Origin of the sequence: Hyphomonas sp. UBA3195 (assembly GCF_002366485.1) — a bacterium.
Classification (GTDB): Bacteria; Pseudomonadota; Alphaproteobacteria; order Caulobacterales; family Hyphomonadaceae; genus Hyphomonas.
On sequence record NZ_DEXB01000038.1, the window covers coordinates 25,567 to 49,201 of the forward strand.

Here is a 23,635-nt window from a genome sequence, read left to right on the forward strand (position 1 = left end):
GACACTGAGAAGATATGTCTGTTTGAACCGACTGAAGGCGTAGCTCCTTTTCGTCTCGCCCCTGCTTTAGGTGATTCACATAATGAGATTATGACAGTTGCGGCGTTTTGCAACGCTGTCCAGATGGTCAGGCCTGAGGGCTCGGCTGGGCCGCCTTGGCGCGCCGGTCGTTGATCCAGCCCCAGAGCAGATGTGCCGCCACGCCGCGATAGGGTCGCCAGCACTCGGCATGCGCAGTGAATTCCTTGATTTCCATACGGGTTTCGACCTCCAGAAGCAGCTTGTGCGCCTCCATCAAGCCAACATCACCCACCGGGAAAGCGTCCGTCGCGCCGACCGAATAGAGCAGGAACAATTCCGCAGTCCACGGGCCGATTCCCTTCACCGAGATCAATTCCTTGCGCGCAACATCCAGATCAGAAGTGCAAACACGCTCAAGGTCGAGCCTGCCTGTGGTCATCGCCTCGGCAATCGAGATCATGTGCTGAACCTTGGGGCGGGACATGCCACACGCCCGAATATCTTCGGGATCCGCAGCCAGAACAGCCACCGGCGTCACTTCGCCAAACATCGCCTGGGTGCGTTCCCAGATTCTGCCGGCAGCCGTAGTAGAGAGTTGTTGATAGGAAATCAGCCGGCAGAGCGCCGCATAGCAGGGTTCGCCCACCCGCCATTCCGGAATACCCAGTTCGTCATAGGCTCTCGCCAATGCGGGGTCTGCAGCGGCCAGTGTCTCGCAGGCCGCGCTCAGCACCCGCCGCGAGGGCGCCGTCAATAGCCCGGCTCTGGCAGTGTGCCGACCGGGATCAGACCCATCCTCACTTCACTGTCCTTGATGGTGAAGGTCAGGAAGCCACCATCCGCAGATGAGGTTTCCAGCATGGTCAGCATGGCATTTTCCTGCTGTCCCAACTGGCCGGAGGCATCCAGCGCGTCGCGCAACTCGTCCGCACTTTCTATCCGCATGCCCAGAGAGCCATGCGCCAGGCCGTCATCAAACTTGATGTCGCCCTTTACGCCGAGATCCAGCGGGCCCCAATCAAGCAGACCTTGCGCAATTTCGACTGCGCCATCTTCCTGCACGAGCGCGCGATGGAAGCGTTCCGGATTGCCGCCGCTGCGAATCCAGGCCGGAAAGAAGCTGCGCACTTCGCCGATCAGACGTGAAGGTCCGATCGTGTCGCCAAGAAACTCTGCGCCTTGCGGGGCTGCATTGATGGTCAGCCGGTCCCATTGCAGGGCGATCATCAAATCATCTTCTGCGCCTTCACGCGGTTTCAGGTTCAGGGAAAACCCGGTTGTCGCATAGGTCTCGCCATCGATCAGCGCCGTCGCATTGCCCATTTGCAGGCCGATGCGCTCAATCGTGTCGCTGTTCCAAGAGAGGCTGGCGGCGGATGTCTTGTCCAGTGTCACGGTCTGACGAAGCCCGCCTGCCTCCGTTAGCAGGTTCCGACCCGGCGAATAGGCGATGACATGCTGCCAGTTCCAGGGCTGCATGACGAGGCGCAATTGCTCACCTTCCCAGCGGGGCGCACCGGCCGGCTGGTAGACCGGATCGTTCACGACCAGCTCGAACCGATAGGGAAACCCGCCCAACGACTTGGAGGAATATTCAAGCTCAGCGCCATTGGCACGTTCTGCCGCTATCCATTCATCAATGCCCTTGTCGAGTTGGTCTTTCGCTATGAACCAATAGGCTGTCCATGCGCCGACGAGGATCAGCAGCAGGACAAATGGCGCATAGAGCCAGAACCGAGATTTTTTCCGAGAGGTGGAGGGCTCGACCATTGACGTGTCCTGAAGCGAGTTAGTGGGCGAGGCGACCCTGCACGGTACGGCCCTCGGCAACAAGAGCGTCTGATGCGGTCTCGAGTTCCGATTGCAGCCGGCTCATCAATTCCTTGCGTGGCAGGCCCGCCGGAATGGGCGGCAGGATCTCGTAGATGATCGTCCCCTTGCTGCGCTTCACTCCCCGACCCGGCCAACACAGGCCAGCGTTTGTCGCCACCGGCAGGATGGGCGCCTCAATACCCTTGGCGAGCGCCGAAATACCGGCCGCATGGTAGGCAGGCTCGGCCCCTGGCACCGTGCGTGTCCCTTCCGGGAAGATCACGATCTGGCGACCATCGTCGGCGCGCTCCCTTGCAGCTGCGACCATCTTCTTCAGCGTTCTCGTATTCCCCGCTCGGTCAATCGGGATCATCGCCGCCTTCAGCGCATACCAGCCAAGGAACGGATACCACAGCAATTCCTGCTTCAGGATGATCGCCGGTGCAGACATCACGAGGAAAGGAATGAACACGTCCAGCATGCAATTGTGCTTGCCCGCATAAAGCACCGTACCACGCGGCATGTTCTGGCGGCCGCGTATTTCCACGCTGATGCCGCAAAACACTTTCAGCCCCCAAATCAGGCCGCGCGCATACAGGCTGATCGCCCAGAACGTCACCGCTTTCGGCAACAGCAATGCCGGAAGGGTCAGCAGGCCCAGAACGGCCATCAGCCCGTACATCCAGATTACGAACAGGATCGAACGAAACATCATCATTGGACTACCAGATAACCGGTCATTCGAAGGTCGTCACGCGCCACTTGGCCCATTCGAGGAATACGCCCCGAAAGGAATCAGGATCGCTCCAAATTGAAGCGGGATCATTCACCGTGCGCACAGGCCACGCGACCAACTCGATATCGGGCATCGACTTTTTCAGCACGATCAGGCTGCGCGGCATGTGATAATCAGATGTCACGATGATCAGCTTCTTGTAATCGCGCTCATATGCCCAGGCAGCGGTTTCCTCGGCATTGCCCCGCGTAGATTCAGCAACATAGCCAATATCCACGCAGCACGCCCACACATCAGCGGCGCCCCCCGCCAGAGTGATCAAATCTTCCACAGGCACATCCGGGTTCACGCCGGAAATGAGCAACCGTGCGCCACGCCCCTGCATTACCAGTTCCACGCCCGCAGCAATGCGCAGACCGGACCCTCCTGTCAGCGCCACGATCGCATCGCCAGTGACTTCTGGTGAATGGTCAGCCTTCGCGGCGCGGTTCGCAAACAGCACAAAGTCCAGCGCCGCCAACAGCAACACTGCCACTCCGATCGCCGGCACCACGCCGATGCGTCGTTTCTTCAGTCGTTTTTCACCGCTCACATGACACTCTTCAGAGAACGGATGACAGTTACACGTGCTGCAAGGCGCGCAGCAAGTCCCGCAATCAGCGGGGTGATGATCAGAATGATCAGGTCCAGGAAATCCAGGCTCAGCTCAGGCAGCAAGCCGGTTCGCGCGCCGCTGGAATGGACCGCAAATATCATCGCCGCTGCTGCGCCGAGGGCGAGCAAGGCTCCTACTGCTCCTGCTCGAATGCCGAGCAACCAGAAGCGTCGCTCGAACAGGCCGGCAATGTACCGATCCCGCGCGCCTGCCAGATGCAGCACATCGACAATATCCCGACGCGCCAGCAACGCGGCATGTGTTGCAAAGGCGATCACGGCGACCGCCGTTGATGCCAGAAGCGCGACAGCCGTCAGCGCCACCAGCCGGGCAATCGCCAGCATGCGTCGAACATCTCCGGCCCAATCGGCATGCTCGTCCACAGCGTTTACAAATCCCGCCTCGGTGAGGCGGCGCTCCAGAGTTGGCCCGATAAACTCCACATCCGGCTCGGCGGTGACCGCGATCAGCTGTGGCAGGGGCAGGCTTTCCGGCAAGCCCCGGCTACCAAAATTCGGCTCCAGCAGCGCATCAATTTCCGCTTTCGACAACAAGCGCGCTTCACGAATGCCATCGGTCGACTCGATCAGCTTTCGCGCGGCTTCTGCGCCACGCCGGTCAGCATCCGGCAGCGACACGGTCAGCTCGCCTTCGACTTCTGCCGTCCAGCTGCGCGCCGCGCCATAGGTCGACTTCGCTGACAGCGTCGCCAGCGCCGCAAGAAAACACAGTGCCCCAACCACAAAGAACAGGGCCATTTCGCGCGCGTCCTCAAGCGGCAGGAGAGGAGTTTCCTTCGCCATGCCTATTCCACCGCCTTCGAAAGGTCTGTCCGCCGTCGTGCGGCCGGCCCATATTCCACATCCTGTACCAGCAGGCCGTGCTGCAGGCGAAACACCGGCGCCTCGACCTGCCGCACCAGTTCCAGATCGTGGGTCGCGATAATCACTGTCGTAGCCCGGCGCTTGTTCAGCTCAAGGAACAGCCGCATCAGGCGCGAGCCCATCTCCGGGTCGACATTGCCCGTCGGCTCGTCCGCAATCAGGATGTCCGGCTGGGTCACCACGGCGCGGGCGATGGCGACGCGCTGCTGTTCGCCGCCCGAAAGTGTGGTTGGCCGCGCATGCATCCGCTCGCCAAGCCCGACCCAGGCCAGCAATTCCTCGACATCGCTGCGATAGGTCGACTCTTTCCGGCCCAACACCCGCAGCGGCAGCGCAACATTCTCATATGCGGTCAAATGGTCCAGCAGGCGAAACTCCTGGAAGACAACGCCAACCCGGCGACGCAATGCCGACAGCTGATCTCGCGTCAAACGGCTCGTCGGGCGGCCAAACAAGGAGACTTCGCCCCGTGTCGGTTTCAGTGCGAGATAAAGCAGCTTCAGCAAGCTGGTCTTGCCTGCGCCGGAGGCACCCGTCAGAAAGCTGAATGATCCGGGTTTCAGGACCAGATCAATCCCGCTAAGGATATCCTCTGACGAGTCATAGCGCAGCGAAACACCATCGAGGCGTACGGCAACATCGTCAAACAGGTCGTGGCGGGAAAGAGTCATAGGCTCCTGTCCTGTGCGCGGGCGAATGGATTATTGGGGCGAATTGCGGGAAACACCAAGACATGATCCTCACCTGTCCCAATTGTGAAACCCAGTATTTCGCCGATGACTCAACAATCGGTGAAAGCGGTCGCACTGTTAAGTGCGCGGCCTGTGGCGGATCCTGGTTTGTTGAACCGAAACATCTGGACGAAACGGTCCGGCGTACCCCCGCCGCGGCCCACGAGATTTATCGCGAAAAAGTCCGCGAACAACGCCGTCGCAAGAGCCGTACGGCCGCCCTGCTCTCCTGGCTGGTCACCGCAGGCCTGTTCTTCTCCCTCGGCGTTGGGGCCATCATGTACCGCAATGAAGTCGTGAAGCTCTGGCCGCAGGCTGGCAGCATCTACAAACAGATCGGGTTCAATGTGAATCGGTTCGGGCTCGACTTCGAAGATATCCAGCGCAGCCGCACCTTCAATGACACGGTTCCAGTCGTCACTGTGGCAGGCAATGCCCTCAACATTTCGCGCTCTACCGTCGACACGCCAGCGGTGCGCGTCGACCTGAAAGACGAAATCGGCGCCGTGGTTGCCACCAAATACGGCCGCATCCGGCCGGACCAACTGGCGGCAGGCGAATCGGGAACGTTTCAGGTTGTCGTCGAACAGGCGCCGATGGAAAGCTTCGAGATCGAACTCAAATTCGTCGATCTCTCCGATATGCCCCCGCGGGACGATATCCCGGATCCTACCACTGAAGACCTCATGGCCACCGAAACGGAAACGCCTGCCGAATGACCGACCTGCCCAAAATCGAAGTAATCGTGCCTGAAGACGAACTGTTGGCCCAGATCGACAAGCTGGCGGACACGCTGGCCCCGCGCCTGACGGGGGAGTGGACGATTGTCTCGATCCTGATCGGGGCCACACCCTTCACGGCGGATCTGATGAAGGCCCTCGCCCGGCGCGATATCCACCCCACCCTCGACGTGATCTGGCTGGAGTCCTATCGCGACGCGCGCGAAAGCTCGGGTCGCGTGGTCGTGCGTGCAGACCTTGCCCGGTCCGTGAAGGACAAGGGCGTCATCATTCTGGATGATGTCTACGATACGGGCCGCACGCTGGCCTTTGCCAAGGCTCATTTGCTGTCCAAGGGTGCGCGGGAAGTCATCACCTGCGCTCTGACCCAAAAGCCCTGGGCCCCACGCGGCGCAGACGGCGTCGACTATTGCGCCATCGATGCGCCGGGCCGCTACCTGGTCGGCTATGGCATGGACGATGCCGGCAAATATCGCGGCCTGCCCTATATCGGCGCGCTGGACTGAAGCCCGCCCTACAAAATTGCGGGGATTACGCGGTCTGGTGGGCGGTGGCCGTCCGCGAAGGTCTTGATGTTGATGATGACCTTCTCGCCCATCTCGGTACGGCCCTCGATCGTGGCCGAGCCCATATGCGGCAGCAGAACAACATTCGGCAGGCCGAACAATTCTTCATTCACCGTCGGCTCCCGCTCGAACACGTCGAGCCCCGCCCCGGCAATCTTGCCCGCCTTCAGCGCGCGGGCCAGCGCGGCTTCGTCGATCACCTCGCCGCGGGCCGTATTCACGATATAGGATTCCGGCTTCATGAGCTCGATCCGGCGGGCATTCATCAGATGAAATGTTGCGGGCGTGTGCGGGCAGTTCACCGAGACGATATCCATGCGCGCGAGCATCTGGTCGAGGCTGTCCCAATAAGTCGCCTCCAGCAATTCCTCGATGCGCGGGCTGACCGGTTTGCGGTTGTGATAATGGATCTGCAAGCCAAAGGCCTTCGCGCGTCGAGCAACCGCTTGACCGATACGCCCCATGCCGATGATGCCCAGCCGTTTGCCGGCGAGTCGGCGGCCCATCATCCAGGTCGGCGTCCAGCCGTCAAAGCCGCCCGTATTCATGATCTGCGCACCTTCGAACAGGCGGCGCGGCACTGACAGGATCAGTGCCATGGCGACATCCGCCGTATCATCGGTCAGCACGCCGGGCGTGTTGGTCACGGTGATGCCGCGCTGTACGGCACTCTGCACGTCAATATTGTCCACACCCGCGCCGAACTGGGCAATCAGGCGCAACTGGTCCCCTGCCCGGGCCATGATCCGGCCGTCCAGTTTGTCAGTTACCGTGGGTACCAGCACGTCGGCGGTCTGCATCGCCTCGACCAGTTCCTCCTGCGTAAAGGGGTGATCATCATTGTTCAGCCTCGCATCGAACAATTCCTTGAGGCGCAATTCGACCGGCGCCGGGAGTTTTCGGGTGACAACGACTTTCAACTTCTTCGCGGACATAGGAACTCTTTTTGCAAATATTCTCATTCGGGCCTTAGCAGAGGGATTAGACCACGCCAACGCTTCATATTTTACACAAGATTCATTCGGCTATGGAATTCTATCCCCTCGCAGACATGGGAAAAGACTGCACATGAAGTGGGCAGCCATTATTTTAACCGGGCTCGTCTTTGCTTGCGCTTCGGCACTGGCTGAGGGTCCGACCTATGTGCGCGTGAGCAAATTTTCCGGAAAGGAAGTCCCGCGCTTCGAGACCCTGAAATACAATGCCGTGAATGGTCGGGCCGGCCCCAGCCGCGATCATCCGATCCTCTGGCGCTACGAACGCCAGGGCTTGCCCCTGCTGATCATCAAGGAGAGCCAGAACTGGCGCCGTGTACGGGATCCGTCCGGCTCAGAAGTCTGGGTCCATGCCCGCATGCTGGAACCGGAAGCCAAGGCCATGGTGCAGACCGACACGATCCTGCATCACGCGCCGGATCCGGAAAGCGCAGAGGTCGCCCGCATAGAGGCGACCGTCTTGGTGGAGCTCGGCAAATGCGCGGACAATTGGTGCCGCATCGAAGCCGGAAACTATAAAGGCTTCGTCCCGGCTGCCGCCCTCTGGGGCGTAACGACCAGCGAAGCCACCCTGTAAGCAAGGGCAGTCTGGACACCCTCTCCCTGTTGACAAGCCGCGCGGCACAGGCTCGTAAAGCCTCTTGCGCTGATTGAACAAGGGAACCGCCATGTCCGGACCGCACGATTACCACACGCCCCAATCCTCCTACTCCAAGGAAGACCTGCTGAAGTCAGGTGCGGGCGGCTATTTTGGCCCGGGCAATGCGCAATTGCCGATCCCGCCCATGCTGATGATGGACCGGATCACAGAGATCACCATGGATGGCGGCCAGTTCGGCAAGGGCAGCGTGATCGGCGAACTCGACATCACGCCAGACCTCTGGTTCTTCGAATGCCACTTCCCCGGTGACCCGGTCATGCCCGGCTGTCTTGGCCTCGACGCCATGTGGCAGGCCGTCGGCTACTGGCTCGGCTGGTCCGGCAGCCCCGGAAAGGGCCGTGCGCTCGGCGTCGGCGAAGTGAAATTCACCGGCGAGATCACGCCCGACAAGAAGCTCGTCCGCTATGTCATCGACATCAAGCGCGTGCGCCGCGGCAAGCTCAATCTCGGCATTGCCGATGGCCGCGTCTATGTCGATGATGAGCATGTCTACACCGCGCTCGACATGAAGGTCGGCCTGAAGAACGTCCTCTAGCGCTGCGCCTGCTTGACGTGGGCAAGCGGGCTGCCTAGCCCTGATGACACGATGATATTTGAACAAGGGAGATGCCGCGATGGCTGATGACTGGACCCCGCCGGCAGGCGACCTGATGAAAGGCAAGCGCGGCATCGTGATGGGCGTCGCCAACCAGAACTCCATCGCCTGGGGCATTGCCCGCCAGCTGGCCGCCCAGGGCGCCGAGATCGCGTTCACCTATCAGGGTGACAGTTTGGAGCGCCGCGTGCGCCCGCTGGTCGAATCCATCGGCATGGACACGATGATCCCGGCCGACGTCACCGATGATGCGTCCATGGATGCCGCGTTCGACACCATCAAAGCCAAATGGGGCAAGATCGATTTCCTCGTCCACTCCATCGCCTTTGCCGGCAAGGACGAGTTGCAGGGCTCGATGGTCGCCAACACGACCCGCGAAGGCTTCCGCCGCGCGATGGACATTTCGGTCTACAGCTTCATCGACTGTGCCCGCCGCGCCAGCGAAATCATGCCGGATGGTGGCGCGATGATCTGCATGACCTATCTCGGCGCTGAGCGCACTGTGCCCTCCTACAATGTCATGGGCGTCGCCAAGGCCGCGCTCGAAGCCGCAACCCGCTATGCGGCGCGCGACCTCGGGCCGCAGGGCATCCGCGTCAACGCGATTTCCGCTGGCGCGATGCGTACGCTCTCCCTGGCCGGTATTCGCGGCGGCAAGAGCCTTATGGGCACGGGCCGCGACTGGTCTCTGCTGAAGGAAGACACGCGCATGGAAGGCGTCGCCGGCGCGGCGCTCTACCTGCTCTCCGAACTCGGCCACTCCGTCGCCGGTGAAGTCCACCATGTCGACGCTGGTTTCCACGTCGTCGGCGTGCCGGATTTGCCGGAGGACTAAGCGTCCTCACCTTGCTGTGATCGCCCGGAACTCCTGCCCGTCTGTCCTGTTGGTCTGGCGAACCCATTCTGACAGGAGACTTCCATGTCCAATATCTTCCTCATCGGCGCCACGGGCGGCGTCGGCAGCCGCCTGAGCCCGAAACTCGTCGAGGCCGGCCACACGGTCAAAGGCCTGCACCGCAAACCTGAACAGGCAGATGATCTGCACAAGCAGGGCGTCGAGCCCGTTCTCGGCAATATCATCGACATGACCGCAGACGACCTCGCCAGCGCCATGAAGGGCTGTGATACGGCCGTCTTCTCCGCAGGCGCCGCCGGCAGCGGCCGGGACAAGACAACCGCGATTGATGGAGAGGGCCCGGAAAAGCTGATCGAGGCGGCGCGCGCCACAGGCGTGAACCGCATCTATCTCGTCTCAGTCATCATGGATGCTGGCCGCGGCCGCGACCGCGACACGAGTGACGACTTCGAACACTATATGGCCATGAAGCGCCGCGCCGATGCGGCCCTCGCCCAGAGCGGGATCGACTATGTCATCCTGCGCCCTGGCACGCTGAAAGATGATGACGGCGATGGCAAAGTGATGGCGGGCCGCGCGATCACCTATGGAGACGTCGCGCGCGGCAATGTCGCCGCCACGCTCGCGGAACTGATCGACGTGCCGGAAATCACCAATGAGATCATCGAACTCACAAATGGCGAAACACCCGTCTCCGATGCCGTTGCCCGTCTGAAACGCGGCTGACACGCAGGGCGAACCCCATGCTGGCGAATTGCACCCCACACCGTTTGGGCTTGCCATCAGATCCGTATTGAACAATAAACGTATTGTTCAATCGTATTTGGGGGGCTCTCATGCCAGCACGCATCTTTCTCTGGGTCGGCCATCCACGCGCTACATCGCTCAGCCACGGCATGGCGGACGCCTACCAGCGTGGCGCAGAAGCAAACGGTGCCGAAGTCCGACGTATGAACCTGTCGGACATGGTCTTCGACCCGGATCTCACCGAAGGCTATCACGCCCGCAAGACCCTTGAGCCATGCCTTGAAGCGTGGCGGGAGAACTTGCTCTGGGCCAATCATGTCTGTTGGGCCTATCCGCAATGGTGGGGCGGGATGCCCGCCAAGATGAAAGGCGTGATCGACCGCAGTTTCCTGCCGGGCTTCGCCATGAAATATCACGAGAAGGACCCCTTCTGGGATCGCCTGCTGGCCGGACGACGGGGCGATGTGCTGATGACGTCCGACGCGCCGGTCTGGTTTGACCGGCTATCCAATGGTCGCGCCGCCAAGTTACAGGTGCAGAAGCCCGTCATGAAATTTGTCGGCATACATCCCGCACGCATCCTGCAGGTCGGACCGGTGAAGACGGCCAAGGAGGCGACGCTCTCAAAATGGATGAAGCGGGCCGAAAGGCGCGGCGCTGATGCCGCCCGCCGGTCCCGCTGATGTGAATTGCGTCCGCCCGTCATCCTGCTAACACGGGCATCATGAAAACCAGTACCGAGACCCATGTCCCGCTCAGCGGCTTCCCGTCTTATCCCGAAGACGAGATGCGAAACCGCGCCCGCGCCTTTCACGACTCTCTGGCGACGCGCCGTTCCGTCCGCGCCTTCTCCGACAAGCCCGTCCCACGCGAAATCATTGAGGCCTGTGTCGCCGCCGCCGGGTCGGCCCCATCCGGCGCCAATCACCAGCCCTGGTTTTTTGCCTGTGTGAACAGCGCGGAGAAAAAGCGCGAAATTCGTCAGGCTGCCGAAGCTGAAGAGCGTGAGTTCTATTCAGGGCGCGCCGGGGAAGACTGGCTCGATGCGCTCGCGCCGATCGGCACCGATGCCGGCAAGCCCTATATGGAAATCGCCCCCTGGCTGATCTGTATCTTCGCCCAGCGCCGCGGCGGCGTGCAAGCGGGAGAAACCCGCAAGAACTACTACATCAACGAAAGCGTCGGCATCGCCACGGGTATGCTGATGACCGCCTGTCATCAGGCCGGCCTCGCCACCCTTGTCCACACGCCCAACCCGATGAAGTTCCTGAACCGGATCTGTGATCGTCCGGAAACGGAAAAACCCTTCCTGATCCTGGTTGCGGGCTATCCAGCCGACGATGCCATGGTGCCCAAACACGCTCTGGTGAAAAAGCCACTGGATCAGATCATGCGCGTGTTCTAGCGAGCGAACGCCAGCTCAGTGTGGAACGATCATGCATTTTCCGGTGATGATGGCACCGCTGGAAATCGAAACGCCCGGATACACGATGACGTCTGGGCCCAGTGTAACGTTCACGGCCTGAAAATCAGGAGCCACCCATCCCCCAGCGCTTCCGTCAGGGTTGGTGTATCGGACAGCTTCAATTTTGCGCCCGTCGCTCTCGGTAAAGACAACTGTTCGGCGGCTTGCGGTTTTGGCAGGCATTCGAATCACTCCGATGTCTATCGAAGAGAATCACGATTTGGGAGTTTTGTGAATCCCGGACCGGTTTAATCTTCGCACAAACGGAATTCTGCGCCTGGAAAGCTTTCTACAGTCTTGCATAGATCCGGAAAGCTCCACAGCATGGCAAGAATACCTACACACATGGGAAGGAGCAGGTGGAAAATATTGTACAGCAACTTTGCGGATGCCGCCTTGCGCTGCACACTTTCCCTGAGGCGCGCATAGACCGGGTTTTTGAAAAGACCCTCACCATCTTGAGATGACGTCGCCTCTTGAAAGGCCTTCTCCATCCCCGCCTTGTCCATTACGAACAGCGCAAATATCAAGCTGAAAACAGCTTGGGCGATTGCAAGAAATGCCCCCGCTTGAATAATCCCAAGCGTTAGGCCCTCCACTTCCAAATCGAATATGGATACGGGCGTGGAATGGTTTCCTGACAGTTCCGCTACAAAAACGATCGCAGAAAATGTGTAGGTGCGATTGGTCAGATCCCGGAACAGACTTGCGAAATACTCGGACGTGAGGTTCATGCAACTACTTGCTGTGGTCAATCACATCTATGCGTTTTCGTGGCTGTCCGGGCTTACAGATAAAGCTGGTTTGCACGAGCTTCCTGCCATTTCGGCGATGCTTCGATTTAGATGCCTCGAACTGATGGAGGAAGTGCCCCTCCCGGAGTTCGTGGGCAATAGCCCCTTTTTTTGGAAGTTCCTCAAAATCATGCGGTGGACAGTCACATGTCTGCCCTTTCGCGATGTAATCGCGGACGACTTGCTTTTTCTCCGTTTGCATATCGCCGGTATCCACATCCGACGAGAATTCCTTTTTCACAAACACATCAACCATGGTTAACCCTCCTGCCTCCGGACATGAATCCAGAAATAGAACGATAATTCAACCCTACAGAATTCGGTAGGGTTCTAGCCGCCCACGGTCACAGCGGGACCGGGCAGGTGGATTGTGTAATAGCTGCGCGGCTTCTCTCCCGGTTTGCGGCCTTCGGCGGCAATGTGGATATCGCCCGATATACCCACCGGAATACCCTGCCCCATTGGCAACACGTCGCCGCTTGGCAATTCGGCCGCGAACTCGCGGAACTTCCAGCCGTTGAGCACGGGCATCTGCCGCAACCGGTCCCCGGTACGCATCCGCACGGGCACGTCCCGCGCAAGGCTGCCCGAAAGGTTCAGGAAGTTCTGCGTCACCCAGACACCCGTCTCGGTCCGCACCACGCCCATCGATACATGCGTGGCCTGTTCGCTGAGAATGTTTGCGCGATGGCCGGGGCTGTCCATGAGGTTCTGGTGCAGACGTTTCACGGCCTGCCGTTCCAGATTCCAGCGCCCCCGGACAATCTCGATCATGGCAACATTTTCAGCTGAATACTGAATGATTGCCCGCCGGTCGAAGGCCGCGATGCGGTCCTGCGGTTTGCGTCCGTCCGGTCCGACATGGCCGAAGAAATCATTATACGCCATGTCGAGACTGTGAAAGCGCGCCGTATTGCGCAGCGCCGCGCGATTGACCAGCGGCGGCAATCCCGCCTCCTTGCGGGCGATATTGGTCAGCCTCAGGAACTCGCCTTCCATGCGCGCGTCGAAGGCATAGCCCTCCGGCACGTTCCCGAAGCAGGGCCGCACCTGCTCGACATAATCGGCCACTGCGACGCCCCGCCCCGTGAGGGCAAGGTCACAGGCAAAGGCGGGCAGGCCAGCGGCAAGCGCCGCAAGGCCGACGAAAAGAGTGCGCAGGATCATGTCTTGCGCACTATATCCGCGCCAACATGAACAGAAGTGTTACGGCCGTTCAGGCCATGGCTGCAGCTGGTCGCGTTTCATCTGCAACCGCTGGTCTTCAGGCAGACTGTAATCATGACCGAATGGCGCGCTCTCCCAGCTGCCATAACCCGGATTCGGCAGGGCAATCCATTCCCGGCCCCATTTGTCTGCATTCGCCTCATATACGGCCTGCCGTTCTGCCGGGCTGCCTTTATAGGAATCGGTGAAGTCGCCCAGATTGTCGCCCAGCATGAGCAGGATCCGATAATCCTTTGCCACCACGGCCCAGCGCGTTGCCTTGGCCGAGCCCCAATCGTCCTGCTCGCCCTTGGTCAGCAACGTGTCAACATTGCCGCCCATTGGGAAACCGAGTGCCCGCAGATTCCGTGCGGTCCCCTCTTCCGTCACTGCGTCGCGATTGGTGACGTAGAATACTTTCACACCCTTGGCCGCAGCCGCGCGGGTGAAGTCCACCGCGCCCGGCACGGCTTTTGCCACACCCGCGCTGGCCCAGGCATTCCAGCGGTCGGGGCTGAAAGGCTCACCCGCCAGCACATCCGCCGCCGCATAGGGCGTATTGTCCAATACGGTCTCATCGGCATCAAGGATGATTGCCGGGGGAAGATCCTGATAGGCCTCGCCCTGCAGGTCCGGCGCGGCGGTCCATTCCGGATCAGCCAGCGCCTCGTCCAATCGCATCGCCGCCAGCGCATAGATGCCGTCAGTCGTGGCCTTGTACTCTACCGCCTGCTGCGCCCAGAGCGTTGCGTTCAGCCGATCATCCTGTGCCGGACCCGTTTCAACAATGACTTCGCGCTCGACCACCACTTTGCGGACAGGTTCGGAGCCTTCATCAACATAGATACAGGCAGACAGGACAAATGGCGCCGCCAGCCCTGCAACAAGAAATGAAAGCCTATGGGTCATGACGGTCTCCTGTTCCGATGCAGGCTGGTCATACCAGACTGGCCCCGAACCGGAAACGGGTCAGATCGCGCCGCAATTCTGCAGACGCGCCAGCACCGGTGCGATCATGCGTTCGATGGCTTCTTCGGTCGGGCGCACATTGCCATAGGCCGGCAGGCCTTCATCGGCAATCACGAGGTCGGCCTCGAATTTGGCCGGATAGGTCCATTGGTAATGCGCCGCGCGAACCGTACCGAGATATTGCTGAAGTACACTTTCCAGCGAGCGACCGCGCTCGGTCACGTCGCGGCGAATTCGCCGTGCGAGGCGCAGGTCGTCTGGCGTGTCCACATAGACCGACAGATCAATCAGGGAACTGATTTTCGGGAAAGACAGCGCATGGATGCCCTCCAGGATCAGGATCGGTGCAGACTTGATCTCGCGTGTCTTCTCGCTGCGGTCATGGCGCTCATAATCATAGATTGGCTGCTGGATCGTCTCGCCGGCTTTCAGCGCGCGCAAATCCTTGACCAGCCGGTCGGCTTCTTTCGAGCGAGGTGCATCATAGTTGATGCCCGCGACAAGTGCCGTCCATTCTTCCTTGTTCCCGGGCTCGCCATAATGGCTCATCGGATAGTAATACGCATCCTCACCAAACAGGACCGCCTGCCCCTCAGGCAAATGTTCCAGCAGGGCTTCGGCCAGCGTTGACTTGCCAGATCCGGAGCCACCGGACATGGCGACGAGGAATTGCTTGCGCTTTGTCATCATGGCTTTGGGTGTAACGGCAAACCCCGGCTGGCTTCAACGAAAAAAGGCCGCCGCCGCACTTCCTTTGCCACGCACAGTCCCGTTAGATGCACGCTGGGGAAATTCGCCATGACTGATCCACTCGACCGCGCCACATTCCATGCCCGCCGCTGGCTGGACAGCCTGCCTGATCGCCCCGTAGGCGCCACGGCCACCGCGCGCGACCTTCGCGCCGCCCTGTCTGGCCCGCTACCGGAAACCGGGCGAGACGCCGCCGCCATTATCGACGACCTTGCCACGCACGCCGAGCCCGGCCTGCATGCCAATGCCGGGGGACGATTCTTTGGTTGGGTGATGGCAGGATCACTTCCTTCGGCACTTGCTGCCGACTGGCTGGTGTCGGCCTGGGACCAGAATGCGGGTATGTTCACCGTTGCACCCGCTGCAAGCATGATTGAAGAGATTGCTGGTGAGTGGCTGAAGCAACTGTTCGACCTGCCGCAGACATCCTCCTTCGCGTTCACCACCGGGTGCCAGATGGCGCACGTCACTGCGCTGGCAGCGGCACGGCATGGCGTGTTGCAAAAGGCCGGATGGAATGCAGAAAACGACGGCTTGTTCGGCGCACCGCGTATCCGCATCCTGACCAGTGAAAACAGGCACCGCTCCCTCGACAGCGCTATTCGCCACCTCGGTCTTGGACAGGCATCCATGACAGATGTCGCCATCAACCCCATGGGCGACATGCGCGCAGATGACCTTGCCCGCCATCTTGCCGAATGGGAGGGGCCAAAAGTTGTATGCCTGAACGCGGCAGACCTGAATGTCGGTACATTCGATGATTTCCGTACATTGATTCCGATGGCCCAGGCCGCTGGCGCATGGGTGCATGTCGACGGCGCGTTCGGCCTGTTCGCCCGCACGAGCGACCGCCTCAAACACCTCACAGACGGCATCGACTTCGCTGACAGCTGGGCAACCGACGGTCACAAGTGGCTGAACGTACCTTATGATTGCGGCTTTGCCATTGTCCGCGATTCTGAGGCGCACCGCGCCGCCCTGTCACTCAGTGCGGCTTATCTCTCCCCCAGTCAGGACGTGCGTGATCCAACGGATTGGAACCTCGAACTCTCCCGCCGGGCACGCTCCGTGCCTGTTTACGCCGCACTTCAGGAACTTGGCCGTCAGGGCGTCGCCGACCTTGTTGACCGCTCATGTGCGTATTGCGCCGAAATTGTGAATGGGATCGGCGCCCTGCCGAACGCTCGCGCCCTGAATGACCCGATACTCAATCAGGGCCTTGTGCGGTTTGAACACGAAGGTGCGAGTGCGGAAGAGAATGATGCGTTCACCGACGAGATCATTCGCCGGGTGAACGAAAAAGGTAAAGCTTTTTTCTCCGGCACGACATGGCAGGGTCAACGCGTTATGCGCGTTAGCGTCGTCAGCTGGCGGACGAATGAAGGGGACGTCGCGCGAACAATTGCGGCTGTACGCAAGGCGCTGACGGAAGATGGGTAGTTTGTGCGACCCTAGTCACGGAGTCGCTCAAGTCCATCCAGCAACAGATCAAGGGTGAATTCGAACTCTGTCTGGCTGTCGCACCACCCCATGGCCGGCTCGTCGGATTGATGCATCTCGGAAGCTACCATGGCCGAGAGGTAGGGCAGATTTTCTGCCATCTCCTCAAACTCCGCCTGCGTCTTTTGTGTGTCCAGGTTTCCACCCGACACCGGCGGACTGAACAATTCCTGCGCAAAGCCAAACAACAGACTTCCGAGCGCGTGCAATGCACGATGGGCCGTTTGATAGCTGAAGCCATTGTCCACAAACAATGCAATCACCTGATCCACATAGAGGTACATGGACGGTGGTATGGACTGCCGCGCCGCAAAAAGCGCAGGCGTCCATGGGTGACGCATCACCACCGTGCGAGCGGCCAGACATCTGCTGCGCAGGTCCGATTTCCAGTCTGCCATGCATGATGCCGGACGCTCGTCAACGGCGGACGTGATCTCATTTGCCAGCGCCTCGGCGAGTCCATCAAGCAGGCCTTCCTTGCCTGGAAGATGGTGATACAGGGACATCGCTTCGACGCCCAACTCTTTGCCGAGGCGCCGCATGCTCAGACTTTGCAGGCCTTCGCGATCAACCAATGTCATCGCGGCATCAAGCACGCGCGTGTGCGTCAAAGGCTTCCGTGTACTCATTGCCAGCCATGTCTCCTTTCGGGATCCATTTGCCTTTGTGGCGATGGCACTTGCAAGACTCTTGCACTGCATGGTAGCACATGGCGTAGACTTACATTGTAAGGTTTAAACAAATATGTCCGCCTTGCCCCCCTCCCTTCGACGCGATGCATGCCTCACTGGTCTGTTTTACCTGGGCCTCGGTTTGACCGGCGGCGCCGTTTTCATGGCGGTTCGCCCTCAGCTTTTTGCAGAAGATGATCCTGTTCAAACGCTCGCCAATCTGACCGGGCAGGAAGGCCTTGCCCGCGTCGGGATCGCGCTGGAGCTTGGGTCCGCCATCTTCCAGGCGTTGACGGCGGTATGGTTCGCCAAACTGTTCAGTCACATCGACCGGCATGCCGCGAGCGTTGTGGCACTCTTCGGCATGGTCAATGCGATCGCGACGCTCGCCAGCTCGGTGATGTTACGCGCGGCGCTCGACACAGCCTTGGGACACAGCAGCGCCGATCCGGCAATCAGCCATCTGTTTGTTCTGACCAGTCACCACTTCTGGGCCGCAGGCGCCATCTTCTTTGGGCTCTGGTTGATCCCAATGGGTTGGATCGTCCTGAAGGGGCGCTTCGGCCCTCGCCCGCTAGGCTGGATACTTATCCTTGGCGGTATTGGCTATGTCGCGAGCGTGTTTATCGCAGTGCTCGCACCGCACGCAGGCGCATGGATCGGATTACTCACGATTCCACCAACAATTGGCGAATTCTGGATGATCGGACTGTTGTTCTGGAAAGGCCTGCGCAGAACATCCAAGTATGATCAAAAATAAAAAAGGCCGCTCCGGAGAGCGGCCTTTCGTATCCTGTTGCAGGAAAAGGAAATCCTATTCCTCTTCGCCGCCCTCATCCTTGGCAAGTTCCTTGCCGGTGGTCTGGTCGACCACTTTCATGGACAGGCGCACTTTGCCGCGATCATCGAAGCCCATCAGCTTGACCCAGACCGTGTCGCCTTCTTTGACGAGGTCTTTCGGATGGTTCACGCGCTCGTTCGCCATTTGCGACACGTGCACAAGGCCGTCCTTCGGACCAAAGAAGTTCACGAAGATACCGAAGTCTTTCAGGCCAACGACCTTGCCTTCGTAGATCTCGCCGATTTCCGGCTCTGCGACGATCTCCTTGATCATCTTCAGCGCCTTGTTGATGGATTCCTTGTCCAGCGCAGAGACCTGCACCGTACCATCATCATCAATGTTCACCTTGGCGCCGGACTCTTCCACGATGCCGCGGATGACCTTGCCGCCAGACCCGATCACGTCACGGATCTTGTCGGTTGGCACTTTGACGATTTCCATCTGTGGAGCGTTTTCCGACAGGCTGTCGCGGGACGTATCCAGCGCTTTGCCCATCTCACCCAGGATGTGCATGCGCCCACCCTTGGCCTGCTCCAGAGCCGTGTGCATGATTTCCTTGGTGATACCGGCGATCTTGATGTCCATTTGCAGGGACGTCAGGCCTTTTTCGGTACCGGCCACTTTGAAATCCATGTCGCCGAGATGATCTTCGTCGCCGAGAATGTCGGAGAGAACCGCCACGCCGTCAGCTTCCTTGATCAGGCCCATTGCGATGCCCGACACAGGACGGGTCACCGGCACGCCGGCATCCATCATGGCGAGGGAACAACCGCAAACCGTTGCCATCGAGGACGAGCCGTTGGACTCGGTGATCTCGGAGACGAGGCGGATCGTGTACGGAAACTCTTCATGCTTTGGCAGGACAGCCTGCAGCGCGCGCCAGGCGAGCTTGCCGTGGCCGGTCTCGCGGCGGTTGGTACCGCCCATGCGACCGGTCTCGCCCACCGAATATGGCGGGAAGTTGTAGTGCAGCATGAATTTGGACTTCGACGTGCCATCAAGGCCGTCGATGAACTGCTCATCATCGCTGGTGCCGAGCGTGGCCACACAGATCGCCTGCGTTTCACCACGGGTGAACAGCGAGGAACCGTGCGTGCGCGGCAGGAAGCTGGCGATTGCCTCGATCGGGCGAACCTGATCCAGCGAACGGCCATCGATGCGCTTGCCGGTTTTCAGGATGTCGCCGCGAACAACGCTTGCTTCGGCTTCCTTGAAGGCAGACTTGAACGTCTCGCCAGACATTTCGCCCGGCTCTTCTTCGGTGCCGACGAGCGCAGCCTTGGCCTTTTCGCGGGCTTCGCCCACAGCGGCCTGACGCTCCAGCTTCTCGGTCATCGAGTAGGCGGCGGAAAGATCTGCGCCGACCAGTTTCTGGATTTTTTCCAGTTCGGCCGAGTGATCTTCGGCTTCGAAGTCGAACGGTTCCTTGGCGGCCTGTTCGGCCAGGTCGATGATCGCATCGATCACAGGCTGGATCGATTCATGACCCGCCATGACAGCGCCGAGCATGACTTCTTCGGACAGTTCATAAGCTTCCGATTCCACCATCATCACGGCGTCGGCGGTGCCGGCCATGACGAGGTCCAGTTCGGACTCTTCGAGTTCTTCGATCGTCGGGTTGATGATGTACTCACCATCCTTGTAGCCAACGCGCGCTGCGCCGATCGGGCCCATGAAGGGCGCGCCGGACAGGACAAGCGCCGCAGAGGCACCGATCATGCCGATCACGTCCGGATCGTTTTCGAGATCATAGGACATCGCGGTCAGCACGACCTGGACTTCGTTCTTGAAGCCTTTGACGAAAAGCGGGCGGATCGGGCGGTCGATCAGGCGAGACGTCAGCGTCTCTTTCTCGGTCGGGCGGCCTTCACGCTTGAAGAAGCCACCTGGGATGCGGCCCGATGCGTAGTATTTTTCCATGTAGTTGACGGTCAGGGGGAAGAAGTCCTGGCCCGGCTTCGCGCTTTTCGCAAAACATGCGGTCGCGAGCACTTTTGTATCGCCATAGGTCACCATGACGGCGCCATCGGCTTGGCGGGCCACCTGGCCCGTTTCGATCGTCAGCGTGCGGCCGGCCCATTCCAGCGACACAGATTTCTTGTCAAACATCAAAATGTCTTTCTTTTTCACATACGAAAAGCCCGCCGCGGCCCTATTGCCCGGCGGGCTTGATTTTGTGCCTAGCGGCGAATGCCGAGGGCTTCGATGAGTTTGGCGTAGCGCGCCTCATCCTTGCGCTTGGTGTAGTCAAGCAGCTTCCGGCGGGTTGCGACCATGGCCAGCAGGCCCCGGCGGGAGTGGTTGTCTTTCTTGTTCGTCTTGAAGTGGTCGGTCAGGTTGTTGATCCGTTCGGTCAGGATCGCGACCTGCACTTCTGGGGAACCGGTATCGCCAGGCTTTGTGGCGAATTTTTCGATCAGTTCCTGCTTCTTCTCAGCGGTAATCGACATCGTGTATCTTTCTTGTAATCGCCTTGCGGCGGGTTTCGTCTAAGCGCCTGAATTGGCGGGGGTTTTGGGTGAGTATCTGAGGCCTCAGGCCACGGCCGGGATGTCGTCCAGCCGGGTCAGGACCCGATATCCCACCACAAGGGGCGGCTTATGGCTCATTTTCCCCCGAAATGAAAGGCCCTCAGGTGAGGTTTGGCGCAAAAGCGCCGGTGCTTAGAATCTCACCTCAAGCCCGACCAGAATCTCCTGCGGCTTGCCGGGGCGCAGGCCCGCGGGGTCGATAGAGGCGACATAGGTTTCGTCGAACAGGTTTTCCGCTTTCACGCGCAGGCGCAGCGTCTCGGTCAGGTCGACCCAGGCCGCCGCATCGACCAGCCAGCGTGCATCGATCCGCTCGCCTGCCGGAATGGCGCCCTGCCCCGCCCGCGCACGCGCTTCGGAGACGTGATTAGCAGAGAAATCCATGCCCCAGCGGCTGGCTTCGATGCCCGCCATCAGGGTGATCTGCTGGTCCGAGACATAGGGCAGCTCGTCGCCCGCCTCGACATCGCCCCACGGCTCATAACTGCTCTCGAAGCCAGACTGGAATTCGGCATCTGTCCACGTATAGACGAGGCCGACCGGCAGTGAGAGCGAGGTGTCGAACAGCGCCGCCGCATCCCAGCTCGCCGTCAGCTCAAGGCCCATCACGTCCACATCGCCGCCATCGAACTGGTCGCCGATCGTGCAATTGCCACCGGACGAGGCGGTGCAGGTGCCGAGCAGGTTTGAATAGTCATTGAAGAAGGCAATCGCCTCGACATCGACGCCCTCTTTCGAGAAGCGTCCGCCGGCTTCCCAGTTCACGCTCTCTTCGGCATCGGCCTCGGTTGCGCCGGGGCTGGCAATCGCAAAGCCGCGATGCACACCGGCCAGCAAGGTCACATCCTCGTTGAGTTCGTAAAGTGCACTTAGACCCGGCACAACGACCTGGTCATCCAGGGTCCGCACGCGCGTCGGCCCCGCCGCACGGGTCGGGTCTGCCGTTGAATAGTCCTCGCGCGTCAGCTCATAATCCTCAAAGCGCGCGCCGCCGGTCACGGTCAGCTTGCCGATGCTGACCCGGTCCTGCAGGAACAGGGCAACCGCTTCACCGCTGGAGATGCGGTTGGCATTGCTGCCCGCCGCGCCCGCGCTGGTCAGGATCAGGCGTTCGCCCTCAAGCCGGTACGCATCCTCTTCCTGGAACCGGTCTTCCTCGTCCTCATGCACGCGGATACCGACAGTGACATCATGATCGAGGCCGCCAAACGCGGTCTGCCAGTTCAGCGTGGTTTGCAGGCCTTCGCTGTAATAGGCGCGGCGGTTGGCGCGGTAGACGATGGAATCGTCGAGGCTGGTAGCGCCAGTCGCCAGGCTGTACTCGGCCGAATAGGTCACCGGGTCGGCCAGCACGGAGGAAATCCCCGTATCGCCGCTCGCGCCCGTACCATCGGCGCTGATACCCTGCAGCTTGTACCAGTTGCGGGCAAAATCATGATGATAGGCAATTGTCGTCAGGTTCAGCGTTGGCGAGAATTCAATCTTGTGGGTCAGCTGGAACAGCTCGTTCTCGCCCCGGAATTCATCATCCGCGCTCGCATCATAGCGGCGATAGGGGTTGGCCTCGAAATCTTCCAGCGTCAGGCCGAAATAGGTCTCGTTGGAGGTCTCTTCGCGCGTCTGGTATTTCAGCTCGACGCTTTGCGGCATCGGGCCGTCATCCTTGTAGGCCCCGACTTTCAGCATCAGATCATCAGCGTCGAAGCCCGTCGGCCCGCCATTGTCCAGCTCCTTGAACCCGTCGGTCTCGTCGGTGAACACTTCGATCAGGCCGCCCAGTTTCCAGCCTGCGCCGACCTCCGCACGTCCGCCCGTCCAGGCATGGACCCGCTGGCGATCATTGGTGCCAAAGAATGCCTGCGCAAATCCGGACGTCTCTTCCGGCACTGGCGTCGAGAACAGGTTCAGTGCGCCGCCCGTCGTGCGCGGACCATACAGGATCGCGGCGGGCCCCTTGGTCACTTCCACGGCGCTCATTCGCGCTGTGGTCGGGAAATAATAGGCGGACGGCGAGGCGTAGGGCGCCGGCGAGATCGGCACGCCATCTTCCATCAGCACGATACGGGACGAGCGATCCGAACCCGACCCGCGCAGGCCGATATTCGGCCGCAGGCCATAGCCGTCTTCTTCCTGGATGTTCACGCCCGGCACGACGCGCAAGACGCGCTGGATATCGCTCTGGGCCTGCGCCGACAGGTCAGCATCCGTCAGGAAGGAGACCGACCCGGCCACTTCGTCCACCGCATCCGTCGAGCCTGTCACGACAATCGTCGACAACATCCGGTACGGGTTCTGCTCACCCGGCGCGGTGGCATTGTCAGCATAAGATGACAGGGATACGAGCGCGCTGGAGGCCAGCAGGACGGAAAGACGGGAAAACGGCATGAGGGATACCTGTTGATATTGAGAATGAGTTGCGGGTCTTTAAGAGGATGCCACGCCCCAAAACAACCTGCATTTGACATTCACTCGCACAAACTTGCCGCGTATGTGCTTTCCATGCCACGCTCGGACTCATGTGAAGCGGAAGCTGCTGCGCGCTTCGCTCGTCCCCTCCCCCGCCTCTCCGGCGCATGTCAGAGTGTCGTCCGGCTGGCTCCGTGTCCTGACAGCAGGAGACCCCGGCATACGCCGGGGATACGGTTTGTGGGATAGAGACCACTCCTCCCCCCCCCGATGACCCCTGCGTAGGCAGGGGTCCATCTCGGGACTTCTACCCATGCACATGAGGTAGCTTCAGGAGATGGATACCTGCCTACGCAGGTATCTTCGGAGCTGGGATTTTGCGCTCCCTATCCGTCTGAGAACTCCCTGCCCCATACTAAGCATCTGCCCTCACAGGAGCCGGATCAGGTACCGTTCTGGTTGTGGGGACAGGGACAGGATGGTGCGGGTTGGGGCGACGGTCC

At 60.3% G+C, this 23,635-nt stretch carries 27 protein-coding genes; 10 read left to right on the forward strand and 17 right to left on the reverse strand.

Annotated elements, in window-relative coordinates; all coding sequences use genetic code 11:
- Positions 1 to 127 precede the first annotated feature (127 nt).
- The 6 genes from B2344_RS11625 to ftsE are packed head-to-tail and all read right to left on the reverse strand — an operon-like array spanning position 128 to position 4,779.
- Entirely contained in the window at positions 128 to 775 is a 648-nt protein-coding gene (locus B2344_RS11625) for a DNA-3-methyladenine glycosylase family protein (RefSeq protein ID WP_206991679.1), read from the reverse strand.
- Positions 772 to 1,791 carry a DUF2125 domain-containing protein gene (locus tag B2344_RS11630; RefSeq protein WP_206991680.1) on the reverse strand — a complete coding sequence of 340 codons (1,020 nt, stop codon included), beginning with the start codon at positions 1,789 to 1,791 and terminating at the stop codon, positions 772 to 774. Before B2344_RS11630 ends, B2344_RS11625 begins: the two co-directional genes overlap by 4 nt.
- Positions 1,792 to 1,810: 19 nt before the next feature.
- The gene (locus B2344_RS11635) at positions 1,811 to 2,551 is read right to left on the reverse strand and encodes a lysophospholipid acyltransferase family protein (protein WP_290485270.1); all 741 of its coding nucleotides are present in this window, start codon (positions 2,549 to 2,551) and stop codon (positions 1,811 to 1,813) included.
- Positions 2,552 to 2,570: 19 nt separating this feature from the next.
- Complete coding sequence (locus tag B2344_RS11640) at positions 2,571 to 3,161, reverse strand: YdcF family protein (RefSeq protein ID WP_206991682.1); 591 nt, start codon at positions 3,159 to 3,161, stop codon at positions 2,571 to 2,573.
- Positions 3,158 to 4,027 carry a cell division protein FtsX gene (locus B2344_RS11645; RefSeq protein WP_206991683.1) on the reverse strand — a complete coding sequence of 290 codons (870 nt, stop codon included), beginning with the start codon at positions 4,025 to 4,027 and terminating at the stop codon, positions 3,158 to 3,160. Before B2344_RS11645 ends, B2344_RS11640 begins: the two co-directional genes overlap by 4 nt.
- A gap of 2 nt (positions 4,028 to 4,029) precedes the next feature.
- The gene (gene ftsE, locus B2344_RS11650; RefSeq protein ID WP_290483544.1) at positions 4,030 to 4,779 is read right to left on the reverse strand and encodes a cell division ATP-binding protein FtsE; all 750 of its coding nucleotides are present in this window, start codon (positions 4,777 to 4,779) and stop codon (positions 4,030 to 4,032) included.
- Between the two features lie 62 nt (positions 4,780 to 4,841).
- Here ftsE and B2344_RS11655 point away from each other — a divergent pair, with 62 nt between their 5' ends.
- Entirely contained in the window at positions 4,842 to 5,558 is a 717-nt protein-coding gene (locus B2344_RS11655) for an MJ0042-type zinc finger domain-containing protein (protein ID WP_290483543.1), read from the forward strand.
- The gene (locus tag B2344_RS11660; protein ID WP_290483542.1) at positions 5,555 to 6,085 is read left to right on the forward strand and encodes a phosphoribosyltransferase; all 531 of its coding nucleotides are present in this window, start codon (positions 5,555 to 5,557) and stop codon (positions 6,083 to 6,085) included. The genes B2344_RS11655 and B2344_RS11660 overlap by 4 nt, the downstream gene beginning before the upstream one ends.
- An 8-nt stretch (positions 6,086 to 6,093) precedes the next feature.
- Here B2344_RS11660 and B2344_RS11665 read toward each other — a convergent pair whose 3' ends face one another.
- Positions 6,094 to 7,080 carry a 2-hydroxyacid dehydrogenase gene (locus B2344_RS11665; protein ID WP_034814504.1) on the reverse strand — a complete coding sequence of 329 codons (987 nt, stop codon included), beginning with the start codon at positions 7,078 to 7,080 and terminating at the stop codon, positions 6,094 to 6,096.
- A gap of 133 nt (positions 7,081 to 7,213) precedes the next feature.
- On the opposite strand from B2344_RS11665, the gene B2344_RS11670 reads away from it, so the two are divergent.
- The 6 genes from B2344_RS11670 to B2344_RS11695 all read left to right on the forward strand — a co-directional run bounded on the left by B2344_RS11670 (position 7,214) and on the right by B2344_RS11695 (position 11,404).
- The gene (locus tag B2344_RS11670) at positions 7,214 to 7,717 is read left to right on the forward strand and encodes an SH3 domain-containing protein (RefSeq protein ID WP_206991688.1); all 504 of its coding nucleotides are present in this window, start codon (positions 7,214 to 7,216) and stop codon (positions 7,715 to 7,717) included.
- Positions 7,718 to 7,808: 91 nt separating this feature from the next.
- Positions 7,809 to 8,336 (forward strand): bifunctional 3-hydroxydecanoyl-ACP dehydratase/trans-2-decenoyl-ACP isomerase, encoded by a 528-nt coding sequence (gene fabA, locus B2344_RS11675; RefSeq protein ID WP_206991689.1) that lies wholly within the window; start codon positions 7,809 to 7,811, stop codon positions 8,334 to 8,336.
- A gap of 79 nt (positions 8,337 to 8,415) precedes the next feature.
- A complete protein-coding gene (locus tag B2344_RS11680) occupies positions 8,416 to 9,231 on the forward strand; it encodes an enoyl-ACP reductase FabI (protein ID WP_290485271.1) in 816 nt (271 codons plus the stop codon).
- 84 nt (positions 9,232 to 9,315) lie between these two features.
- The gene (locus tag B2344_RS11685) at positions 9,316 to 9,978 is read left to right on the forward strand and encodes an SDR family oxidoreductase (protein WP_290485272.1); all 663 of its coding nucleotides are present in this window, start codon (positions 9,316 to 9,318) and stop codon (positions 9,976 to 9,978) included.
- Between the two features lie 110 nt (positions 9,979 to 10,088).
- Positions 10,089 to 10,682: an NAD(P)H-dependent oxidoreductase gene (locus B2344_RS11690; RefSeq protein ID WP_290482266.1), complete on the forward strand. Its 594-nt coding sequence runs from the start codon at positions 10,089 to 10,091 to the stop codon at positions 10,680 to 10,682.
- Between the two features lie 41 nt (positions 10,683 to 10,723).
- A complete protein-coding gene (locus B2344_RS11695; RefSeq protein ID WP_290485273.1) occupies positions 10,724 to 11,404 on the forward strand; it encodes a nitroreductase family protein in 681 nt (226 codons plus the stop codon).
- A 15-nt stretch (positions 11,405 to 11,419) separates the two neighbouring features.
- Here B2344_RS11695 and B2344_RS11700 read toward each other — a convergent pair whose 3' ends face one another.
- The 6 genes from B2344_RS11700 to udk form a co-directional block, all read right to left on the reverse strand.
- Positions 11,420 to 11,647, reverse strand: coding sequence for a hypothetical protein (locus tag B2344_RS11700; protein ID WP_206991694.1), 228 nt, complete (start codon positions 11,645 to 11,647; stop codon positions 11,420 to 11,422).
- Positions 11,648 to 11,712: 65 nt separating this feature from the next.
- On the reverse strand, positions 11,713 to 12,198 hold the full coding sequence (locus B2344_RS11705) for a hypothetical protein (protein WP_290485274.1): 486 nt from the start codon (positions 12,196 to 12,198) through the stop codon (positions 11,713 to 11,715).
- A gap of 4 nt (positions 12,199 to 12,202) precedes the next feature.
- Positions 12,203 to 12,514 (reverse strand): hypothetical protein, encoded by a 312-nt coding sequence (locus tag B2344_RS11710; RefSeq protein ID WP_206991696.1) that lies wholly within the window; start codon positions 12,512 to 12,514, stop codon positions 12,203 to 12,205.
- A gap of 74 nt (positions 12,515 to 12,588) precedes the next feature.
- Positions 12,589 to 13,425 (reverse strand): CAP domain-containing protein, encoded by an 837-nt coding sequence (locus B2344_RS11715; protein WP_290485275.1) that lies wholly within the window; start codon positions 13,423 to 13,425, stop codon positions 12,589 to 12,591.
- Positions 13,426 to 13,464: 39 nt separating this feature from the next.
- Positions 13,465 to 14,373: a 5'-nucleotidase, lipoprotein e(P4) family gene (locus B2344_RS11720; RefSeq protein ID WP_206991698.1), complete on the reverse strand. Its 909-nt coding sequence runs from the start codon at positions 14,371 to 14,373 to the stop codon at positions 13,465 to 13,467.
- Positions 14,374 to 14,433: 60 nt separating this feature from the next.
- Positions 14,434 to 15,123 (reverse strand): uridine kinase, encoded by a 690-nt coding sequence (gene udk / locus B2344_RS11725; RefSeq protein ID WP_290480250.1) that lies wholly within the window; start codon positions 15,121 to 15,123, stop codon positions 14,434 to 14,436.
- A gap of 108 nt (positions 15,124 to 15,231) precedes the next feature.
- On the opposite strand from udk, the gene B2344_RS11730 reads away from it, so the two are divergent.
- Positions 15,232 to 16,623 carry a pyridoxal phosphate-dependent decarboxylase family protein gene (locus B2344_RS11730; RefSeq protein ID WP_290482264.1) on the forward strand — a complete coding sequence of 464 codons (1,392 nt, stop codon included), beginning with the start codon at positions 15,232 to 15,234 and terminating at the stop codon, positions 16,621 to 16,623.
- An 11-nt stretch (positions 16,624 to 16,634) separates the two neighbouring features.
- On the opposite strand, the gene B2344_RS11735 is transcribed toward B2344_RS11730, so the two are convergent.
- Positions 16,635 to 17,312 carry a TetR/AcrR family transcriptional regulator gene (locus tag B2344_RS11735; RefSeq protein ID WP_290482263.1) on the reverse strand — a complete coding sequence of 226 codons (678 nt, stop codon included), beginning with the start codon at positions 17,310 to 17,312 and terminating at the stop codon, positions 16,635 to 16,637.
- 115 nt (positions 17,313 to 17,427) lie between these two features.
- Between B2344_RS11735 and B2344_RS11740 the strand changes: the two genes are divergently transcribed.
- Positions 17,428 to 18,114, forward strand: coding sequence for a DUF4386 domain-containing protein (locus tag B2344_RS11740; RefSeq protein ID WP_034814485.1), 687 nt, complete (start codon positions 17,428 to 17,430; stop codon positions 18,112 to 18,114).
- A gap of 54 nt (positions 18,115 to 18,168) precedes the next feature.
- On the opposite strand, the gene pnp is transcribed toward B2344_RS11740, so the two are convergent.
- From pnp to B2344_RS11755, 3 genes are all read right to left on the reverse strand, one after another.
- Entirely contained in the window at positions 18,169 to 20,304 is a 2,136-nt protein-coding gene (gene pnp / locus B2344_RS11745) for a polyribonucleotide nucleotidyltransferase (RefSeq protein ID WP_034814482.1), read from the reverse strand.
- A 71-nt stretch (positions 20,305 to 20,375) separates the two neighbouring features.
- Complete coding sequence (rpsO, locus tag B2344_RS11750) at positions 20,376 to 20,645, reverse strand: 30S ribosomal protein S15 (protein WP_034814480.1); 270 nt, start codon at positions 20,643 to 20,645, stop codon at positions 20,376 to 20,378.
- 213 nt (positions 20,646 to 20,858) lie between these two features.
- Positions 20,859 to 23,111 (reverse strand): TonB-dependent receptor family protein, encoded by a 2,253-nt coding sequence (locus B2344_RS11755; protein WP_290482262.1) that lies wholly within the window; start codon positions 23,109 to 23,111, stop codon positions 20,859 to 20,861.
- Between the last annotated feature and the right edge of the window lie 524 nt (positions 23,112 to 23,635).

Bases quoted from the DNA above. Each gene is read 5' to 3' on its own strand.
- B2344_RS11630 (WP_206991680.1), bottom strand. From the start codon at position 1,791: ATGGTCGAGCCCTCCACCTCTCGGAAAAAATCTCGGTTCTGGCTCTAT.
- B2344_RS11635 (WP_290485270.1), bottom strand. From the start codon at position 2,551: ATGATGATGTTTCGTTCGATCCTGTTCGTAATCTGGATGTACGGGCTG.
- B2344_RS11645 (WP_206991683.1), bottom strand. From the start codon at position 4,027: ATGGCGAAGGAAACTCCTCTCCTGCCGCTTGAGGACGCGCGCGAAATG.
- ftsE (WP_290483544.1), bottom strand. From the start codon at position 4,779: ATGACTCTTTCCCGCCACGACCTGTTTGACGATGTTGCCGTACGCCTC.
- B2344_RS11655 (WP_290483543.1), top strand. From the start codon at position 4,842: ATGATCCTCACCTGTCCCAATTGTGAAACCCAGTATTTCGCCGATGAC.
- B2344_RS11660 (WP_290483542.1), top strand. From the start codon at position 5,555: ATGACCGACCTGCCCAAAATCGAAGTAATCGTGCCTGAAGACGAACTG.
- B2344_RS11665 (WP_034814504.1), bottom strand. From the start codon at position 7,080: ATGTCCGCGAAGAAGTTGAAAGTCGTTGTCACCCGAAAACTCCCGGCG.
- B2344_RS11670 (WP_206991688.1), top strand. From the start codon at position 7,214: ATGAAGTGGGCAGCCATTATTTTAACCGGGCTCGTCTTTGCTTGCGCT.
- fabA (WP_206991689.1), top strand. From the start codon at position 7,809: ATGTCCGGACCGCACGATTACCACACGCCCCAATCCTCCTACTCCAAG.
- B2344_RS11680 (WP_290485271.1), top strand. From the start codon at position 8,416: ATGGCTGATGACTGGACCCCGCCGGCAGGCGACCTGATGAAAGGCAAG.
- B2344_RS11685 (WP_290485272.1), top strand. From the start codon at position 9,316: ATGTCCAATATCTTCCTCATCGGCGCCACGGGCGGCGTCGGCAGCCGC.
- B2344_RS11690 (WP_290482266.1), top strand. From the start codon at position 10,089: ATGCCAGCACGCATCTTTCTCTGGGTCGGCCATCCACGCGCTACATCG.
- B2344_RS11695 (WP_290485273.1), top strand. From the start codon at position 10,724: ATGAAAACCAGTACCGAGACCCATGTCCCGCTCAGCGGCTTCCCGTCT.
- B2344_RS11700 (WP_206991694.1), bottom strand. From the start codon at position 11,647: ATGCCTGCCAAAACCGCAAGCCGCCGAACAGTTGTCTTTACCGAGAGC.
- B2344_RS11705 (WP_290485274.1), bottom strand. From the start codon at position 12,198: ATGAACCTCACGTCCGAGTATTTCGCAAGTCTGTTCCGGGATCTGACC.
- B2344_RS11710 (WP_206991696.1), bottom strand. From the start codon at position 12,514: ATGGTTGATGTGTTTGTGAAAAAGGAATTCTCGTCGGATGTGGATACC.
- B2344_RS11715 (WP_290485275.1), bottom strand. From the start codon at position 13,425: ATGATCCTGCGCACTCTTTTCGTCGGCCTTGCGGCGCTTGCCGCTGGC.
- B2344_RS11720 (WP_206991698.1), bottom strand. From the start codon at position 14,373: ATGACCCATAGGCTTTCATTTCTTGTTGCAGGGCTGGCGGCGCCATTT.
- udk (WP_290480250.1), bottom strand. From the start codon at position 15,123: ATGATGACAAAGCGCAAGCAATTCCTCGTCGCCATGTCCGGTGGCTCC.
- B2344_RS11730 (WP_290482264.1), top strand. From the start codon at position 15,232: ATGACTGATCCACTCGACCGCGCCACATTCCATGCCCGCCGCTGGCTG.
- B2344_RS11735 (WP_290482263.1), bottom strand. From the start codon at position 17,312: ATGAGTACACGGAAGCCTTTGACGCACACGCGCGTGCTTGATGCCGCG.
- B2344_RS11740 (WP_034814485.1), top strand. From the start codon at position 17,428: ATGTCCGCCTTGCCCCCCTCCCTTCGACGCGATGCATGCCTCACTGGT.
- pnp (WP_034814482.1), bottom strand. From the start codon at position 20,304: ATGTTTGACAAGAAATCTGTGTCGCTGGAATGGGCCGGCCGCACGCTG.
- rpsO (WP_034814480.1), bottom strand. From the start codon at position 20,645: ATGTCGATTACCGCTGAGAAGAAGCAGGAACTGATCGAAAAATTCGCC.
- B2344_RS11755 (WP_290482262.1), bottom strand. From the start codon at position 23,111: ATGCCGTTTTCCCGTCTTTCCGTCCTGCTGGCCTCCAGCGCGCTCGTA.